Origin of the sequence: Bartonella ancashensis (genome assembly GCF_001281405.1) — a bacterium.
GTDB lineage: Bacteria > Pseudomonadota > Alphaproteobacteria > Rhizobiales > Rhizobiaceae > Bartonella > Bartonella ancashensis.
Genome location: NZ_CP010401.1, coordinates 1,400,022 through 1,417,348, shown reverse-complemented (window position 1 = coordinate 1,417,348; position 17,327 = coordinate 1,400,022). Strand labels below are relative to the sequence as shown.

15 protein-coding genes are annotated in these 17,327 nt (G+C 38.4%); 8 read left to right on the top strand and 7 right to left on the bottom strand.

Going from position 1 to position 17,327, the window contains the following annotated elements; all coding sequences use genetic code 11:
* Positions 1-166 precede the first annotated feature (166 nt).
* Genes PU02_RS06230 through PU02_RS06220 form a run of 3 tightly spaced genes read right to left on the bottom strand, consistent with a single transcriptional unit; the run spans position 167 to position 2,720 of the window.
* Positions 167-1,084 carry a metal ABC transporter solute-binding protein, Zn/Mn family gene (locus tag PU02_RS06230; protein WP_053944550.1) on the bottom strand — a complete coding sequence of 306 codons (918 nt, stop codon included), beginning with the start codon at positions 1,082-1,084 and terminating at the stop codon, positions 167-169.
* Positions 1,085-1,094: 10 nt separating this feature from the next.
* Positions 1,095-1,964, bottom strand: a complete 870-nt coding sequence (locus tag PU02_RS06225) for a metal ABC transporter permease (protein WP_053944549.1) — start codon at positions 1,962-1,964, stop codon at positions 1,095-1,097.
* A 3-nt stretch (positions 1,965-1,967) separates the two neighbouring features.
* Positions 1,968-2,720, bottom strand: coding sequence for an ABC transporter ATP-binding protein (locus PU02_RS06220; protein ID WP_053944692.1), 753 nt, complete (start codon positions 2,718-2,720; stop codon positions 1,968-1,970).
* Positions 2,721-3,426: 706 nt separating this feature from the next.
* On the opposite strand from PU02_RS06220, the gene nrdH reads away from it, so the two are divergent.
* Genes nrdH through nrdF form a run of 4 tightly spaced genes read left to right on the top strand, consistent with a single transcriptional unit; the run spans position 3,427 to position 7,167 of the window.
* The gene (gene nrdH, locus PU02_RS06215; RefSeq protein ID WP_053944548.1) at positions 3,427-3,651 is read left to right on the top strand and encodes a glutaredoxin-like protein NrdH; all 225 of its coding nucleotides are present in this window, start codon (positions 3,427-3,429) and stop codon (positions 3,649-3,651) included.
* Positions 3,651-4,049, top strand: a complete 399-nt coding sequence (gene nrdI, locus PU02_RS06210) for a class Ib ribonucleoside-diphosphate reductase assembly flavoprotein NrdI (RefSeq protein ID WP_053944547.1) — start codon at positions 3,651-3,653, stop codon at positions 4,047-4,049. The genes nrdH and nrdI overlap by 1 nt, the downstream gene beginning before the upstream one ends.
* Positions 4,031-6,181 (top strand): class 1b ribonucleoside-diphosphate reductase subunit alpha, encoded by a 2,151-nt coding sequence (gene nrdE, locus PU02_RS06205; RefSeq protein ID WP_053944546.1) that lies wholly within the window; start codon positions 4,031-4,033, stop codon positions 6,179-6,181. Before nrdI ends, nrdE begins: the two co-directional genes overlap by 19 nt.
* An 11-nt stretch (positions 6,182-6,192) precedes the next feature.
* Positions 6,193-7,167, top strand: a complete 975-nt coding sequence (nrdF, locus tag PU02_RS06200; RefSeq protein ID WP_053944545.1) for a class 1b ribonucleoside-diphosphate reductase subunit beta — start codon at positions 6,193-6,195, stop codon at positions 7,165-7,167.
* Here nrdF and prmC read toward each other — a convergent pair.
* The 4 genes from prmC to secA form a co-directional block, all read right to left on the bottom strand.
* On the bottom strand, positions 7,164-8,024 hold the full coding sequence (gene prmC / locus PU02_RS06195; protein ID WP_053944544.1) for a peptide chain release factor N(5)-glutamine methyltransferase: 861 nt from the start codon (positions 8,022-8,024) through the stop codon (positions 7,164-7,166). The two genes, nrdF and prmC, sit on opposite strands and share 4 nt — an antisense overlap.
* 3 nt (positions 8,025-8,027) lie before the next feature.
* A complete protein-coding gene (gene prfA, locus PU02_RS06190; RefSeq protein WP_053944543.1) occupies positions 8,028-9,101 on the bottom strand; it encodes a peptide chain release factor 1 in 1,074 nt (357 codons plus the stop codon).
* Between the two features lie 122 nt (positions 9,102-9,223).
* Positions 9,224-9,703, bottom strand: coding sequence for a Fur family transcriptional regulator (locus PU02_RS06185; protein ID WP_053944542.1), 480 nt, complete (start codon positions 9,701-9,703; stop codon positions 9,224-9,226).
* A 16-nt stretch (positions 9,704-9,719) separates the two neighbouring features.
* Positions 9,720-12,437 carry a preprotein translocase subunit SecA gene (gene secA / locus PU02_RS06180; RefSeq protein WP_053944541.1) on the bottom strand — a complete coding sequence of 906 codons (2,718 nt, stop codon included), beginning with the start codon at positions 12,435-12,437 and terminating at the stop codon, positions 9,720-9,722.
* Between the two features lie 397 nt (positions 12,438-12,834).
* On the opposite strand from secA, the gene PU02_RS06170 reads away from it, so the two are divergent.
* The 4 genes from PU02_RS06170 (at position 12,835) to PU02_RS06155 (ending at position 17,326) form a co-directional block, all read left to right on the top strand.
* On the top strand, positions 12,835-13,779 hold the full coding sequence (locus tag PU02_RS06170; RefSeq protein WP_053944539.1) for a peptidylprolyl isomerase: 945 nt from the start codon (positions 12,835-12,837) through the stop codon (positions 13,777-13,779).
* A 104-nt stretch (positions 13,780-13,883) separates the two neighbouring features.
* On the top strand, positions 13,884-15,122 hold the full coding sequence (gene argJ, locus PU02_RS06165; protein ID WP_053944538.1) for a bifunctional glutamate N-acetyltransferase/amino-acid acetyltransferase ArgJ: 1,239 nt from the start codon (positions 13,884-13,886) through the stop codon (positions 15,120-15,122).
* 150 nt (positions 15,123-15,272) lie between these two features.
* Positions 15,273-15,686, top strand: a complete 414-nt coding sequence (mutT, locus tag PU02_RS06160) for an 8-oxo-dGTP diphosphatase MutT (protein WP_053944537.1) — start codon at positions 15,273-15,275, stop codon at positions 15,684-15,686.
* 284 nt (positions 15,687-15,970) lie between these two features.
* A complete protein-coding gene (locus tag PU02_RS06155) occupies positions 15,971-17,326 on the top strand; it encodes an L-cystine transporter (RefSeq protein ID WP_053944536.1) in 1,356 nt (451 codons plus the stop codon).
* Position 17,327 lies beyond the last annotated feature (1 nt).

Genomic DNA, 17,327 nt, shown 5'->3' with positions numbered 1-17,327 from the left:
GTCTCATGCATGGATCCGTCCGGAGTAATGCAAGACCATTTAAACATGAACTATGAAAAGGTCAAACAAAATTGAGAGATTATATCAAGTTCACCATTGCTATCATCATAGACTATAATCACTTTTGCGGTTTGTGATGGAACGATCGAAATAGAACAAGGTTACATTATGTGCTTTGATTTTTTGTTATTGAATTGATGATGGTATCAATATTATGTTGTATCATATCGATGTAAGTTGCAGCCGGTCCATTTTTTTCTGATAGTGCATCGGAGTAAAGAATACCACCAATCGTAAGTCCTGTTTCCCTTGAAATTTGCTTAATAAGACGTGGATTAGATATATTTTCAACAAACACCGCGGAAACGTTCTTATCTTTTATCTGCCGAATGAGTTTGGCAACATCTGCTGCGGTAGCTTCTATTTCTGTTGAGACACTTTCAGGAGAAAGCACGGTAAAGTCGTACTCGTGAGCAAAGTAGTTGAAAGAATCATGGGATGTAATGATTGTACGTTTTTTTTCTGGAATAGTTGCAATCTGCGCCATAATTGCCTTTTGTTTAGTATCGAGTTTTTGAATATAATCATCGGCATTTTTATTGTAATTTTTACACGATTTTTGGTCTATCTTACAAAGAGCAGTTGCTATATTTTTGACATAAGTTTTTACATTAGTGATGCTTTGCCAAGCATGTGGATCTAGACTGCTTTCAGAATGATGATGTGCGTTGTGAGTATGGTTTTTTGCTTTAAGGGGGATAATGCTAGTACTTGCTTCTATGAGGGGAGCCTTAGTGCCGCTTGCTTTGATGAGTCGGTCAATAAAATTTTCTAAATGAAGTCCATTTATAAAAATAATATCAGCTTGTTTTATAATTTGTGCATCGCTAGGCGTTGGTTCGTAGGTGTGAATGTTCGCATTAGGACCGACAAGGGTTGTTACAGAAATGTGGTTACCCCCTATATTGCCGACTATGTCTGCAAGAATAGAAAAACTTACAACGGTTTTGATTGTATGTGCGTAGGAAAAAAAGGAAAAAGGAAAAAAGCCTAAAAGAGCAAGCTGCTTAGTGAGTTTATGCATAATTATCTCCTTATTCTGTAGAAGTATGAGAAAAGCGAGGAAACCATGTCGCAATGAGGCCATACGGGCTTATAAGACAGGAAAGAAGGTAAATAGATCCCGCAACCATGATAATAGCTGGTCCAGATGGAATTGACATATGAAAAGATAGTAGTAGGCCAAATATACTAGAAATCATTCCGAAAACGATGGAGAATATACAGATAGGCCCAAGACGTGCAAACCAAAAACGAGCTGTGATAGCTGGAATCATCATGATGCCGATAGACAATAGCGTTCCAAGCGATTGAAAACCGCCGACTAAATTACACACCATAAGTTTGAGTAGTAATATATGCGTATATTTCCCCAATGAAGAAAACGACTTAAAGAATAAAGGATCAAGGCTTTCTATCACAAAAGCACGCCAAAAAATGCATACACTACTTCCTGTTACCACGGTTATAGTGCCAATTAACCAGAGGTTTTGTGTATCAATCGCAAGGATTGAACCAAATAAAAGGTGGAGAAGATCAATCATTGATCCTTTGATCGAAATGATGGTAACACCTGCTGCCAGTGCAATGAGGTAAAAAACAGCCATCGATGCGTCTTCTTTTTGGACGCTATTGCGTGAAATTAAAGCGGTTGCTAACGCGACAAAGATTCCTGCCAAGATACCACCAATTGTCATAGGTATGAGAGAGAGACCAAAAAGGAGAAAAGCAATAGCAACACCTGGGAGAATGGCATGAGATATGGCGTCACCTGTTAAACTCATACCACGTAGTGCTAAAAATACTCCAATAGGACAGGCACTGATTGTTAATAAAATTGAAGCTATTAAAGCGTTTAACATAAACTGAAAATCAATGAAAGGAGCAAGAAAGAATGCGTACATATCTTACAATCCAGTTTGCCTAGAAAAGTTGGTTTTGAAATAGTTTTTTTGCTGCTTGATAGGAAAAAGATTGCTCATAAAAGGAGGTGTAGTGTTATGATCATCCATTTCTAAAAGTGGAGTTGTTTCTTCGTAAGAGGCGTGTTGTTTATCAATCTGAATTATTTTAGGGAAATGTTTTTGTACTATAAGGGGATCGTGCAGTGCTGTAAGTATCGTCCGACCTTGCCTTTGCCAATGAGCAATTAGTGAAAGAAGGTCTTTTTGAGTATTAAGGTCGATACCGTTGAAGGGCTCATCGAGTAATATAATGTCAGAATTCTGCACGATGATACGCGCAAAAAGGGCACGTTGCAATTGGCCGTTTGATAATTTATCGAGTGATGATTTTTTTAATGCAGAAAGTCCAACTGTTTCTAGTGCATTATGGATTTTAGATTGGTAAGGGGCCTGATTTTTTAATAGCCCGCAGAAAAACCATAGCCCTGTTTTAACAAGTTCTTCTACATTAATTGGAAATGTTCTGTCGATATCACACTGTTGAGCAAGGTAAGCAATACGACTTTTCGTTGATTTTGTTATCGTACCACTAATAGGTTTGATTAGTCCTGCAATGGCCTTAAGAAACGTGGATTTTCCAGCGCCATTATCACCGATGATTGCAACAGACGAGCCTGCAGTAATAACTGCAGAGAAGTTCTTTACAATTTTCCTGTTCGTATATCCTAACGTTATATTGTCGACGTGTAAATTCATAGAGCATGCCATATTTGAGGTTTCCACCTCTTGTGAAGTTATGTTATATAGTTACATTTGTCAATGATATTAGGTTATTGTATTTATCTTAAGCGGATTACTGTACCCGTAATGCGAAGGTCGTGGAAAATTTAAATAGCGTTTGAATTTTTCTTGCACGCAATAACGTATATATATACTATATATAGCATCATGATAGTTAATGATTCTATAGAGTGTGCTTTAAAGTATAGAGTGCGTTTCGTGGAGCTTCGTTTTTCTGTATGGTAGCGAGTGGGGTTGTGTTGATGTAATAGAAGAAGTTTTGCTAAGAGTTTTGGCAAAGGGGAAGGGGCTGTTTATAGGCTCGAGGTCCGTTATGTGATGTGCAGGACATGGAAAGAGGTGTTTTGCTTTTGTGTTGAGAGTGTTCGAATACAACGAAGAGATTAGGCTCACAGCGGGTGGTTGTTCCGGAGGGGTGTGTTGGTGGTAATGATTGTGCATCGGTGTTTTTGTTTTTTTGGAAAATAAGTGTAGTAATCTAGGCTGTGTTTGGTGCATGTTGCCGTTGTCTAAATTAGCCTGCGTGTGTGTTGTATATAGTTTTTATCGTTTTTGAGTATCCGTAAGTCGTTATGTAGTATTTGCAATTATGTGGGGTGTTTTGCAATTATCGAAATTAATTCTTTTAGGGTTGTTTTTTGAAATATGAAAGTTGGAGATAATGCCTGTCACTATTTACAGTAAGCCGTCGTGCGTTCAATGTAATGCCACTTACCGCGCCTTCGATGCTAAGGGGGTCCACTATCGCGTTGTTGATATTTCTCGTGATGAACAGGCTTATGATTTTGTTCAGTCTTTGGGATATCGTCAAGTTCCTGTTGTGGTTTGTGGTGATAACCATTGGTCAGGGTTTAGACCAGATATGATCAATAATCTTTGTAGCTAATGGGGCTCATTGTTTATTATTCAAGTGTGACAGGGAATACCGAGCATTTCGTTGGTCGGCTTGGTCAGAGGTCTTTGAAAATTGATAAGAAAAAGCCCCCTGTATTGGTTCGTGAGCCTTATGTGTTGGTTGTGCCTACTTACGCAGATGGAGAAGGAAGAATGGCTGTGCCAAAGCCAGTTATTCGCTTCTTGAATGAGTTGGAAAATCGCCAATTAATACGTGGGGTTATAGGCGGTGGCAATCGCAATTTTGGTCGCAATTATAGTTTGGCGAGTAAGATCATTGCAGAAAAGTGTTTTGTGCCTCGTCTTTATAATTTTGAGTTACGCGGAACCGATGAAGATGTTGTTTTTGTTAAAGAGGGATTAAGAGAATTTTGGAAAAAATGGGTATAGAGAAGCTGCAAAAGCCGGATCAAATTACGGATTATCATGCATTAAATGCGATGCTTAACCTTTATGATGAAAATGGTCATATCCAATTTGATATGGACCGGCTTGCTGCGCGGCAGTACTTCCTTCAGCATGTCAATCAGAATACAGTTTTTTTTCATAATTTGAAGGAAAAAATAGATTATTTGATGGAAGAAGGTTACTATGAAGAGGAGTTGTTTCGGCTTTATGATTTTTCCTTTGTAAAGGAAATTTTTAAGCGCGCTTATGCGTTTAAGTTTCGTTTTCCTACTTTTTTGGGTGCGTTTAAGTACTACACGAGTTACACATTAAAGACTTTCGATGGAAAGCGTTACCTTGAGCGTTATGAAGACCGTGTTTGCCTTGTGGCATTATATTTGGCACAAGGGGATAGGGATTTCGCCATGAGCTGTGTTGATGAAATTATGACTGGACGCTTTCAACCAGCAACACCAACATTTTTGAATGCAGGGAAGAAGCAACGAGGTGAGTTGGTATCGTGCTTTTTATTGCGTGTTGAAGATAGTATGGAGTCGATTGGTCGCTCCATTAATTCAGCGTTGCAGCTTTCAAAGCGTGGGGGAGGTGTAGCGCTTTGTTTGACTAATTTACGAGAAGCAGGAGCACCAATTAAGCAAATAGAAAATCAGTCTTCTGGTGTTTTGCCTGTTATGAAATTGTTGGAAGATTCATTCTCCTATGCCAATCAATTAGGAGCACGGCAAGGTGCTGGTGCTGTCTATCTGCATGCTCATCATTTGGATATTATGAGTTTTTTGGATACAAAACGTGAAAATGCCGATGAAAAGGTAAGAATTAAAACTTTATCACTTGGGGTGATCATTCCTGATATTACTTTTGAGCTTGCACGTAATAATGAGGATATGTACCTTTTTTCGCCTTATGATATTGAGAAGGTCATGGGGAAACCTTTTAGCGATATTTCTTTAACGGAGCATTACAGGTCTTTTGTTGATAATCCGAAGATTCGTAAAAAGAAAGTCAGTGCGCGTGCTTTTTTTCAGACATTGGCCGAGATACAATTTGAATCAGGGTATCCATACCTTTTATTTGAGGATACGGTTAACCGTGTTAATCCGATAGAGGGTCGCATTAACATGAGTAATTTATGCTCAGAAATTTTGCAAGTGAATGAAGCTAGCGAGTTGGAGGGGGATTTATCGTACAGTTCTATTGGCAGTGATATTTCTTGCAATCTCGGTTCAATGAACATTGCAAAAGCGATGGAAAGTAGTGATTTTGGGAAAACTGTTGAAACAGCCATTCGTGCTCTTACAGCTGTTTCTGATATGAGTAACATTTCTTGTGTACCATCCATTGCCAAAGGAAATTCCGAAAGTCACGCAATTGGTTTAGGACAGATGAATTTGCATGGTTTCTTAGCGCGCGAAAGAATTTATTATGGGTCGCCAGAGGCTGTCGATTTCACCAATATTTATTTCTACACAGTAGCATACCACGCATTGCGTGCTTCTAATATAATCGCACGTGAACGTAAAAAAACTTTTGCAGGATTTGAGAAATCTGCTTACGCGGACGGAAGCTTTTTCACAAAATATATCGAAAAGGAGTGGAAGCCACAATTTTCAATTGTGCGAGAAATTTTTGTACGTAATAACATTGCTATACCCAGCCAAGAAGATTGGGAAGAGCTTAAGAAATTGATTGCTCAGTACGGTCTTTATAATCGCAATCTTCAGGCAGTTCCACCTACAGGTTCCATTTCTTATATTAATTACTCGACCTCTTCCATACATCCGATAGCTTCAAAGATTGAAATCCGAAAAGAAGGTAAAATTGGTCGTGTTTATTATCCTGCTCCTTATATGGATAATACAAATTTAGATTTTTATCAGGATGCTTATGAAATTGGTCCTGAAAAAATTATTGATATTTATGCTGTGGCTACACAGCATGTAGATCAAGGTCTTTCACTAACATTGTTTTTTCCAGATACAGCAACTACGCGCGATATTAATCGAGCACAGATTTATGCATGGAAAAAGGGTATAAAGAGTATTTATTACGTGCGGCTACGGCAAAAAGCCCTAAGTGGAACGGAGGTTGATGGCTGTGTTTCGTGTAGTTTGTAGGAGATTGTCATATGACACAGATAACATCTAAGAATCCTTGTGTTCGTGCGGTTAATTGGAATAAAATACATGATGAGAAGGATCTTGAAGTTTGGAATCGTTTAACTGGAAATTTTTGGTTACCAGAGAAGGTTCCGCTTTCTAATGATATTCCATCATGGTCGAGTTTAACAGAAGATGAGCAAAAATTAACAATTCGCGTTTTTACAGGGCTCACTTTGCTTGATACGCTTCAAAATACTGTAGGGGCTATTTCATTGATGGCTGATGCCGTGACAGAACATGAAGAAGCTGTTTTGACAAACATTGCCTTTATGGAAGCGGTTCATGCACGTTCTTATTCTTCCATTTTTTCAACCTTATGTTTGACTGTGGATGTCGATGATGCTTTTAGATGGTCAGAGCAAAATGTTTATTTGCAAAAAAAAGCGAAGTTAGTGCTTGAACAGTATGAAGCACGTGATCCACTAAGGAAAAAGATTGCTTCAACTTTTCTTGAGAGTTTTTTATTTTACTCTGGTTTTTATCTTCCTATGTATTGGTCAAGCCGCGCTAAGTTAAGCAATACGGCTGATTTAATTAGGCTTATTATCCGTGATGAAGCCATACATGGTTATTATATTGGGTATAAATTTCAGTTAGGTTTTGCACAACTTGATGAAGTTCGTAAGCGGGAGATAAAAGATTTTGCTTTTAACATGTTGTTTGACCTTTATAATATCGAATATAAATACACCGAAGATCTTTACGATACGATTGGGCTAACGGAGGATGTGAAAATCTTCCTGCACTACAATGCCAACAAGGCGTTGATGAATTTAGGTTTTGAACCTCTTTTTCCGCCTGAAGTTTGTCGGGTTAATCCTGCTATTTTGTCTGCATTATCGCCCAATTCTGATGAAAATCATGATTTTTTTTCAGGATCGGGTTCTTCTTATGTTATCGGGAAAGCTGTTGCAACCACAGATGAGGATTGGGCATTTTAATGATTAAATGAAAAAAGAAGTGCGCGAGGAATGTTATTGAGGTCTTTGCGTGTTTCTAAACATTTAAAGCCGTTTTGTTCAAATATGTCACAAACTATTTCATTTTGAGAATAACCTACTTCTACGGCGATGTGGCCTCCTTCTTTTAGATGGTTTATTGATTCACGAGCAAGTTTTTTGTAAAAGTAAAGGCCATCTTTTCCACCAATAAGAGCGCGTAATGGGTCGTGGTCGCGTACCTCTTTTGCAAGGTTTTTTATGTCTTTTTGGGGAATATAAGGTGGATTAGAAATTATGAGATCAAATTGACCAGAAACAGCGTTAAACCAATTGCTGAGTAAAGGCGTAAAGCGGTGTGCAATTTTTGCATTAGTTGCATTTTTGACGGCTGTTTTTAGAGCATTTTCAGAAATATCAACGGCTACAGCGTGGGTTTTATCGACGTTTTTGAGAAGTGCAACGGCAATAGCACCACTCCCCGTTCCCATATCAAGAAATATAATATTTTCTAATCGTTTTGCATGTTGCTGAAGAATGGGTAAGACAAGATCAACTAACGTTTCTGTATCAGATCTTGGTTCTAATGTATCTCGAGATAGAGTAAAGGGGATACCATAAAATTCTCGTGTGCCTATGATACGATAAAGGGGTTTTCCAGCAATGCGCTGTTTGATGGCTTTTTTTAACTGTGCAGTTTGTTGAGGGGATAGTCTTATATTTGGTCTGATAACTATGTCAGTAGGGTTTGTCTTTGTGATCCAATTGACAAGAAGTTTTGCTTCAAGGCTAGCTTCAGGAATTCCGTTATAGCTTAAGGTTTCTTTTGTTGTTTGAATAGCTTCACTGAGATGATGCATAAGTTATCCATCTATCTCAGTTAGGAGAGTTGTTTGGTAATCAGAAATAAGTGCATCAATAATCTCATCAAGATTTCCTTCCATGATGCGATCAAGCTTGTATAAAGTGAGGTTAATACGGTGGTCTGTAACACGTCCTTGTGGAAAATTATATGTGCGAATACGTTCTGATCGATCACCGGAGCCAACTTGGGTTTTGCGAGATGCTGAGCGTTCAGTTTCAGCTTTTTGTCTTTCGATATCTAATAAACGTGAGCGTAAAATTTGGAGTGCACGCGCTCGATTTTGGTGCTGTGATTTTTCTGCTTGTACCACCATAATGCCTGTTGGAATATGAGTGATGCGAACTGCAGAATCTGTCGTATTAACATGTTGTCCACCTGCACCTGACGCTCGCATCGTATCAATACGAATGTCTTCAGGGCGGATTTCAATATCAATTTCTTCAGCTTCTGGTAGTACTGCAACAGTAGCTGCTGATGTATGGATGCGTCCACTTGTTTCTGTTTCAGGAATCCGTTGTACACGGTGAACACCTGATTCAAATTTCAACTTAGAAAAGACACCTTTCCCTGAAATGGTTGCAATGATTTCTTTGTATCCTCCAATTTCACCATCGCTTAATGAAATGATTTCAACTTTCCAGTTATGAATACTGGCATAACGCTCATACATACGAAAAAGATCACCAGCAAAAAGTGCGGCTTCTGATCCACCAGTTCCAGCACGGATTTCAATTATAGCACTTTTTTCATCAGCGATGTCTTTAGGAAGAAGAAGAATCTGCAAGTCTTTTTCAAGATGTTCAATTTTTTGACGCAATAATGGGAGCTCTTCTTGGACAAGAGAACGCATCTCTGTATCTGTTTTGGTATCGCTTGCTATAATCTCAAGATCACCAACTTCTTCATAGAGAGCATTTAAGGCTCGTACAGAGTTAACAATTGGCTGTAATTCTGCATACTCGGATGCTAATTTTACATAAACTTCAGCGTTTGGATTTTCAGCCATTTGGCTTTCAATCATTTCAAAGCGTTTTTCTAGTTGCTTTATACGATCTTTTGGTAAAGAAATCATGATAAGACTAATCTAACTCTAGTTTGATATAAGAAATGAATAACTATCCGACGATAGAAAACTGATAAAATAGAAAGATATTTTTGCCAATAAAGACTACAAAACTTTCAGTGGAATTTACGCTAAACTCTATTATGGGAACGTTTTTTTACTCCATTCATAGAAACGTTGTTTGAGGAATTTTGTTTTTTTCCGTAAAGCTCGAAACGATGATGGATAACATTGTAACCGAGGGAGTGAGCTATCTCCTCTTGCAATTGTTCAATAAGATTTGAGCTGAATTCAATAATTTGTCCTGTTTCTATGTCAATGAGATGATCGTGATGTTTTCCATCTGCTTGTTCAAAACGAGATGGTTCTCCACTGAAAGTATGACGATGAACCGTTCCATGTTCTTCTAGTGTTTTCATTGTGCGATAAATAGTGGATAATGAAATGGTTGGATCTACTTTGCTGGCGCGTTTAAAAATTTCAAAGGCACTTGGATGATCATCCATAGAGATCAAAATATTAAGGATGAGACGTCTTTGACGCGTCATCTTTAATCCTGCACTGCTTAGCATAGCACGGAGTGTTTGTTCATAATCTTTCCATTTATTCATTCTGAGTGTCTACTTTTTAGATAAAAGCCCCATGACAATGTTTGTATTTTTTTCCTGAGTTACAAGGACAAATTTCATTCCGTCCAATTTTTCCCCACGTCATTGGGTTATTGGGGTCACGCTCTTCTGGACGAGTAAGAGTATTATCTCGTTTTTGTGTCCATAGTAGATCACTATCTTCTTTGTCTGGATTTTCAGATATGGAGTTTGTTTTTTGCTCTTTTTCAATAATTTCGGATTCTATGGGTTTTTGAACAATTTCAAAGTGCATAAGCTTAGAAATAACATTTTTGCGTAAATTTTTAAGCATGGCTTGAAAAAGCTCAAATGCTTCGGTTTTATATTCACTAAGCGGGTCTCTTTGTGCGTAGCCACGAAAACCAACAACAGAACGTAGATGATCTAAGCTGATTAAATGTTCACGCCACAAGACATCAATTGTTTCGAGCAATATTGTTTTATAGCAATAAAGCATTATTTCTGGGGGGATGTTTTCAAAGCGTTCATTTTCAGATTTTATAGCAGCATTTGATATGCGTTGGAAAATTTCTTCTTCAGCGATCCCATCTTCATTTGCCCATTCTTCCATAGGAAGCTCAAGATTAAATGATTTATAGAGTTCTTCTTGTAGAGTTTTCATATCCCACTTTTCAGAATATGTGCCAGATGGGATATAGGTTTCTACCAAATCTTCGATGACATCGTTGCGCATTTCAGAAATCATTTCGGTTAAATTTTCTGCATGCATGATTTCTATGCGCTGCTCAAAAATAACTTTACGTTGATCATTCATTACATCATCGTATTTTAAGAGATTTTTACGAATTTCAAAATTTCGTGCTTCAACCTTCTTTTGAGCTTTTTCAAGTGCTTTGTTGATCCATGGATGGATAATGGCTTCATCTTCTTTTAAGCCGAGTTTCTGTAATATGCCATCCATGCGCTCAGATCCAAAGATTCTCATCAAATCATCTTGAAGAGAAAGGAAGAATTTTGAGCGACCAGGGTCACCCTGACGGCCGGAGCGGCCACGAAGTTGGTTGTCAATCCGGCGACTTTCATGACGTTCGGTCGCAAGGACGTAGAGACCACCGGCAGCCAGAGCTTTTTCTTTAAGTTGTTGAACGTCTTTTTTGATTTCTTCAGTTTTGGCAATTTTTTCTGCTGCGTCAGATACATTATGTAATTCTTGTTGGAGCCGCATTTCGATATTTCCACCAAGTTGTATATCTGTTCCACGACCAGCCATGTTGGTTGCTATGGTTATTGCACCAGGAACACCTGCTTGCGCGATAATGTATGCCTCTTGTTCATGGTAACGTGCATTCAGGACTTGAAAATTAATTATCCCTTCTTTTTTTAGTCGTTCTGCAAGCTGTTCTGATTTTTGAATGGAAGTGGTACCAACGAGAACTGGTTGTCCTTTTTCATGTGCTTGGCGTATATCACGTATAATAGCACGATATTTTTCTTCTGTTGTACGATAAATTTCATCATCTTCATCAAGACGTTGTACAGGAAGATTTGTAGGAATTTCAACAACATCAAGGTCATAAATGTTGCTGAATTCCTCCGCTTCTGTTGTTGCAGTTCCCGTCATACCAGATAATTTTTTGTACATACGGAAGTAATTTTGGAAAGTAATAGAAGCTAATGTTTGATTTTCTGGCTGAATTGGAACATGCTCTTTGGCTTCTAATGCCTGGTGTAGACCTTCAGAATAACGCCGTCCTGGCATCATACGCCCTGTAAATTCATCAATAATAACAATTTCATCATTACGGATGATGTAGTCTTTGTCACGAGAAAATAGCTTATGGGCCTTCAAGGCATTATTGATATGATGGACAATAGCGACATTCTCAATATCATACAGACTATCATTTTTTAGGTGCCCAGCTTCTTTGAGCAATTTTTCAATCTTTTCAGTTCCAATTTCGGTAAATATTGTTGTTTTTTGCTTTTCGTCTATTTCGTAATCTTCTTGGCTAAGATCAGAAATAAATGCATTCATGAGATTATAAAAATCTGTACGATCTTCTAGAGGACCAGAAATGATGAGAGGAGTACGTGCTTCATCGATTAAGATTGAATCAACCTCATCAATAATTGCGTAATGGTGCCCACGTTGGACCATCTGAACTGGGTCAAAAACCATGTTGTCACGCAAATAATCAAAACCCAACTCGTTATTTGTTGCGTAAGTGATATCACACGCGTAGGCTTTTTTACGGGCATCTTTATCAAGATCATGTAAAATAACGCCTGTTGTTAAGCCCAAGAAGCTATAAATTTTCCCCATTGCATCAGCATCTCTGCGAGCAAGGTAGTCGTTAACTGTGACAACGTGTACACCCTTTCCTTCTAATGCGTTAAGGTAAACCGGTAAGGTTGCCATGAGCGTTTTGCCTTCGCCTGTACGCATTTCGGCGATTCCTCTATTGTGCAAAACCATCCCACCAATGAGCTGTACATCGAAAGGACGCATGCCGTACACACGCTTTGAAGCTTCACGCACGACTGCAAAAGCTTCTAACAAGATAGAATCAAGAGTTGCTCCCTCAGTTAATCGTTGACGAAATTCATCCGTTTTTTGGCAAAGTTGCACATCACTCAATTTTTGAAATTGTTCTTCTAGCTCATTAATGTGCACAGCCTTTTGACTAAGGGTTTTTATATAGCGTTCGCGCGTTGAACCCCAAAATTTGCGTGCAATAGTACTCAAGCTGACCATTTCTGGTCCTTTCTTTCATTTGTTGTCACTGCAGCATGATGCTTCATACGCGATACTCACATGATCGTTGGTAAATATACTTATGCACAGTTAGGATACAAGCAGTTCCTAAGATATAAGTGGTGTTACCTTATGTTTCAACATGCAGCTTTTCCGTGTAATTCTCTTAAGGTAGAGATAAGGGGGGAAGTGCGTTGTGTCAACTTTGGTTCATCATTTGGCGGACAGAATACAAAACATTTTGTGGTTGGTACGGTGTTTCTTACACGTAAATTGGAAAAACTAATCTTGTGCTATTTTGAAATAAAGTGGCTAATTTATCTGTTAAAATCTAAAGTGTTATGGTACGAAGAAGTTTAAGATTCCAAACGTGCGTTTATTTTCAAGGAGTACATTTATGAAATTCAGATTTACCTCGCTGTTTTTGGTGCCAACTTTGTTGGTAGGTACAAGTTTGGCAGTGATAGCTCGCGGTGATATGAAGTTTGCGCAAAATGATTTGAGCAGTTTGGAAAGGACTTCTGAGAAAACACTTTCTCCTTCTCATGTTATGGCTGTCATTGATGGTAAGAGCATTACGGTAGGACAGCTAGATGAATTGGCGCTTGAAATTAATTCTAATTTATCTCGTATCCCTGATGAACAGCGTCGTGTAACTGTTTTGAAAGCCTATTTGGATATGCAAGCTCTTGCTAAGGAGGCTCTTAGGAAGGGTATTGATAAAACAGAAACCTACGATAAGCGTATGGCGATGATGCGTGATAATGTTCTTCAGCAGATTTATTTTAAACAGGTAGTTGTTGATAAAATTACGGATTCTGATTTAAAAGTTTTGTATGACAAGGAGGTTACCTCTTTTCCTAAAGAAGATGAGGTAAAGGCGCGTCATATTCTGGTTAAAACAGAGGAAGAAGCGAGAGCACTCATCGAGCGTTTGAAAAAAGGTGAAGATTTTGAAGAAATCGCAAAAAAGGATTCCACAGATGGATCGGCTGCTGTTGGTGGCAATCTTGGCTATTTTAGTCAGGGTCAGATGGTTAAACCCTTTGAAGATGCGGCGTTTCGTTTGAAAGTTGGTGAATACACGGAGGAACCTGTTGAAAGCCCATTTGGTTGGCACATTATTAAGGTAGAAGATCGTCGTTTAAGGCAGCCGCCTGCATTTGATGATGTTAAAGAGATTCTGCGAACGCAGGTAGTAAAAGAGCGTTATCAGACTCTTGTAGCTGATTTGCGCAGCAAGGTTCGCGTCGAGTATCCTGATCCTGAAATCGAAAAGCTTATGCAGTCCTTTAATGATGGTGATGCATCACTTCCGGGAATTTCTCTTGAAGAAGAGTGATACGCATTTCTAGGATAGGGGTTTGATTTATTCTTTCTCTTAAAGGAGGGGGCAGTGAGCAGGCTGTTTGGAGGTGAGCTTATCTTTAGTTTGGAGTTTTTGTAATGACTGTAAGGGTGTCGCCTTTATCTCCAAAAAAAATAGAAGAGTTACCACCGTTGCATGGTGTGCGGATAGCGACTGCTGAAGCTGGGATCAAGTATAAAGATCGCACAGATCTTCTTCTCATTATTTTTGATAAACCGGCAAATGTTGCAGGTGTTTTTACTCGTTCAAAATGTCCATCTTCTTCCGTGGAGCACTGTCGTGCTTCACTTTCTCATGGAGTTGCAAAGGGGGTTGTTGTTAATTCTGGAAATGCTAATGCTTTTACGGGTTGTAGAGGAGAAAGAACGACAAAAGCAATTGCAAGTGCTGTAGCCAATGCTTTGAAAGTTGAAGAAAATGAGATTTTTTTAGCTTCTACAGGTGTTATTGGTGAACCAATGGATGAATCCCGCTTTTTAAATTTGTTTCCTGGTATGGTAGCTAAAGCAGAAGAGGGAAATTGGTTAGAGGCTGCGAAAGCTATTATGACGACGGATACATTCCCAAAGCTTGCAACTCGTCGATTTGATTGTGGAGGGAAATCTGTCGTTATTAATGGAATAGCAAAGGGAGCTGGTATGATAGCACCAGATATGGCGACGATGCTTTCTTTCGTGGTCAGTGATGCGGCGATTTCTTCAGATATTCTTCAGTCTATGTTATCGGAGGCAGTAGAAAGATCTTTTAATTCGATTACTGTAGATAGTGATACCTCAACATCAGATACGTTAATGCTGTTTGCAACAGGAGAAGCGAAAAGAGGCTTTCCTTGCATAACAAGTAAGTTTGATCCACGTTATGGGGTATTTGCGAAGGAATTGGGGAATCTTTTGCACGATCTTGCTTTACAAGTTGTTTGTGATGGTGAAGGTGCTCGTCATTTGATTGAAGTAAATGTGATGGGTGCTACAACGGATAGTGATGCTAAAATTATTGCTTTATCTATTGCCAATTCACCACTGGTTAAAACGGCTATCGCTGGTGAAGATGCAAATTGGGGCCGGGTGGTTATGGCGGTTGGTAAAGCAGGTGTCGAGGCAAAGCGTGATCTATTAGCAATTTGGTTTGGTGAGCATCGTGTAGCTGTTAATGGGGAGCGTGATCCAAGCTATAGCGAAGAGGTTGTTGGTGCTTATATGAAGAATCAGAATATTAAAATTTGTGTTAGTCTTGGTTTGGGGCATGGTGAGGCAACGGTTTGGTCTTGTGATTTGACGAAAGAATATGTTGCAATTAATGGGGACTACAGAAGTTAGTATATGTGGTATTAATGAGGTGCCATTTTGAGTTGTTGAGTGCTTATATAAGTGCTTATATATTTGGGAGTCCTTATTGGGTGTTGCAGCCTTTACTATTGGAGAAGAAGAGGGGTATAGTGAAAGAGACTATTCCTATTGGAGGCTTGTATGGATGTAGGTGGCCCGCTTCTTCTTGTTGTTGCATGCGCATTATTGAATCGAGATAACAAGGTATTACTTGCAGAGCGGCCTCGGGGAAAACCAATGGCTGGCCTCTGGGAGTTTCCAGGTGGGAAGATTGAGAGTGGTGAAACACCAGAGGAATCGTTGGTTCGTGAATTAGAGGAAGAACTTGGTCTTTACGTTCAGCCTAAAGATTTATTTCCCTTGTCGTTTGCGAGTTATAGCTATGAGACATTTCATCTCTTGATGCCATTTTACCTTTGTCGCCATTATGAGGGTATTCCTCAGGGCAGAGAGGGGCAAAATTTGCAGTGGGTTTTTGTTAATGATCTTGATCAATATCCTATGCCTATTGCGGATAAGCCGCTGGTAAAAGCCCTGAAGAATTATCTTTTTTAAACATGTTTTAAGAAGGTTTTTTTGTGAATTTGTCAAAGAGAAAGATTTTTTAAAACGGTTATAGTGCCTTCTTTGAGATTGCGCATGTGGTTTGTCGATTATCTCTATCATTTTGATGTATTGCGCATTATGATAAGAAAATAGCTTGTTTTACCTTTAAAATATCTTTTTTAAATAAGTATAAGTATAAATATTATAAAACTATTTTTATATAATATAAACTATATCAATATTTATTTTTTAAAAATTATTACATTTATAAATGATAATGCTAAGATGTAATAATGATATTATACTTTCTCATTAATTTATCTATATTTATTGTATTTTTATTTCTTATTGCAAAAATTAGGAAAAGTGGATGGAGCTTTACGCTGTGTGTTATGCTAAGCCTCATCGCGGGTCTAATTTTTGGTGTCATGCTGCAGTTTATTTATGGAGAAAATGCTTCCACTTTGTTAAGATCCATCGAATGGTTTAATATTGTTGGGCAAGGCTATGTATCCTTGCTACATATGGTTGTTATGCCGTTGGTTTTTATCTCCATTATTTCAGCTGTAGCTCATTTACATAGCTCTAATGCTGCGAATAAAATTGGCATCATGACAATTTCAATATTGCTTTTTACTACTTGTCTTTCGGCATTAATTGGTATTCTAATTGTCAATGTTTTTGGCTTAACGGCCAGTGGTTTGGTGCATGGAGGAGAAGATATTTCCACTGTTATTGGGGAACGAATTTCTCAATTTGAAGGTATGAGTATACCACAATTAGTTCTATCATTTATTCCTCAAAATCCGTTTTTTGATTTAGCAGGAGGGCGGCGTACGTCAATCATAGGTGTTGTTATTTTTTCAGCTTTTTTAGGAGCTGCAATTATTCTTTTGAAGCAGGACAATCCTAATAGAGGAGAACAGGTTTTTTCATCAATTCAGACTACCCAGCTTTGGATTATGCGATTAGTTAGGATTGTGATTTCTTTAACACCCTATGGTATTTTTGCTCTTATGATCAAGATTGGAGCAACCGCAAATATTGCTGATATTTTAAAATTATTTATTTTCGTGGTTGCCTCTTATCTTGGTATTTTTATGATATTCGGAGTTCATACCATTTTACTTTTTTTATCAGGTATTAATCCATTTATCTTTTTCAAAAAAGTTTTTCCTGTTTTGATATTTGCCTTCAGTAGCCGTTCAAGTACAGCCACTATCCCATTGAATATTGAGGCTCAGTCACGATGGATAGGTGTACCACAATCAATAGCTAGTTTTTCAGCTTCTTTAGGAGCAATAATTGGGCAAAATGGATGTGCAGGTCTTTATCCAGCCATGCTTGCTGCAATGACAGCACCATCTATGGGGATTAATTCTCTTGATCCTATATGGATTGCCACTCTTGTAGGTGTTGTAACATTAAGTTCCATTGGTGTTGCTGGTGTCGGGGGAGGAGCTATTTTTGCTGCATTAATAGCATTGCCAATTATGGGACTTCCTGTTTCTTTGGTAGTTGTTCTCATATCTATAGAACCTTTAATAGATATGGGGCGTACGGCTCTCAATGTTAATGGTTCAATGCTAGCTGGAGTCATAACAAGTCAAGTATTAGGTAAAACGGATAAAAGTATTTTTGAAAAATAAT

Bases quoted from the DNA above. Each gene is read 5' to 3' on its own strand.
- PU02_RS06230 (WP_053944550.1), bottom strand. From the start codon at position 1,084: ATGCATAAACTCACTAAGCAGCTTGCTCTTTTAGGCTTTTTTCCTTTT.
- PU02_RS06225 (WP_053944549.1), bottom strand. From the start codon at position 1,964: ATGTACGCATTCTTTCTTGCTCCTTTCATTGATTTTCAGTTTATGTTA.
- PU02_RS06220 (WP_053944692.1), bottom strand. From the start codon at position 2,720: ATGAATTTACACGTCGACAATATAACGTTAGGATATACGAACAGGAAA.
- nrdH (WP_053944548.1), top strand. From the start codon at position 3,427: ATGCCTGTCACTATTTACAGTAAGCCGTCGTGCGTTCAATGTAATGCC.
- nrdI (WP_053944547.1), top strand. From the start codon at position 3,651: ATGGGGCTCATTGTTTATTATTCAAGTGTGACAGGGAATACCGAGCAT.
- nrdF (WP_053944545.1), top strand. From the start codon at position 6,193: ATGACACAGATAACATCTAAGAATCCTTGTGTTCGTGCGGTTAATTGG.
- prmC (WP_053944544.1), bottom strand. From the start codon at position 8,024: ATGCATCATCTCAGTGAAGCTATTCAAACAACAAAAGAAACCTTAAGC.
- prfA (WP_053944543.1), bottom strand. From the start codon at position 9,101: ATGATTTCTTTACCAAAAGATCGTATAAAGCAACTAGAAAAACGCTTT.
- PU02_RS06185 (WP_053944542.1), bottom strand. From the start codon at position 9,703: ATGAATAAATGGAAAGATTATGAACAAACACTCCGTGCTATGCTAAGC.
- secA (WP_053944541.1), bottom strand. From the start codon at position 12,437: ATGGTCAGCTTGAGTACTATTGCACGCAAATTTTGGGGTTCAACGCGC.
- PU02_RS06170 (WP_053944539.1), top strand. From the start codon at position 12,835: ATGAAATTCAGATTTACCTCGCTGTTTTTGGTGCCAACTTTGTTGGTA.
- argJ (WP_053944538.1), top strand. From the start codon at position 13,884: ATGACTGTAAGGGTGTCGCCTTTATCTCCAAAAAAAATAGAAGAGTTA.
- mutT (WP_053944537.1), top strand. From the start codon at position 15,273: ATGGATGTAGGTGGCCCGCTTCTTCTTGTTGTTGCATGCGCATTATTG.
- PU02_RS06155 (WP_053944536.1), top strand. From the start codon at position 15,971: ATGATATTATACTTTCTCATTAATTTATCTATATTTATTGTATTTTTA.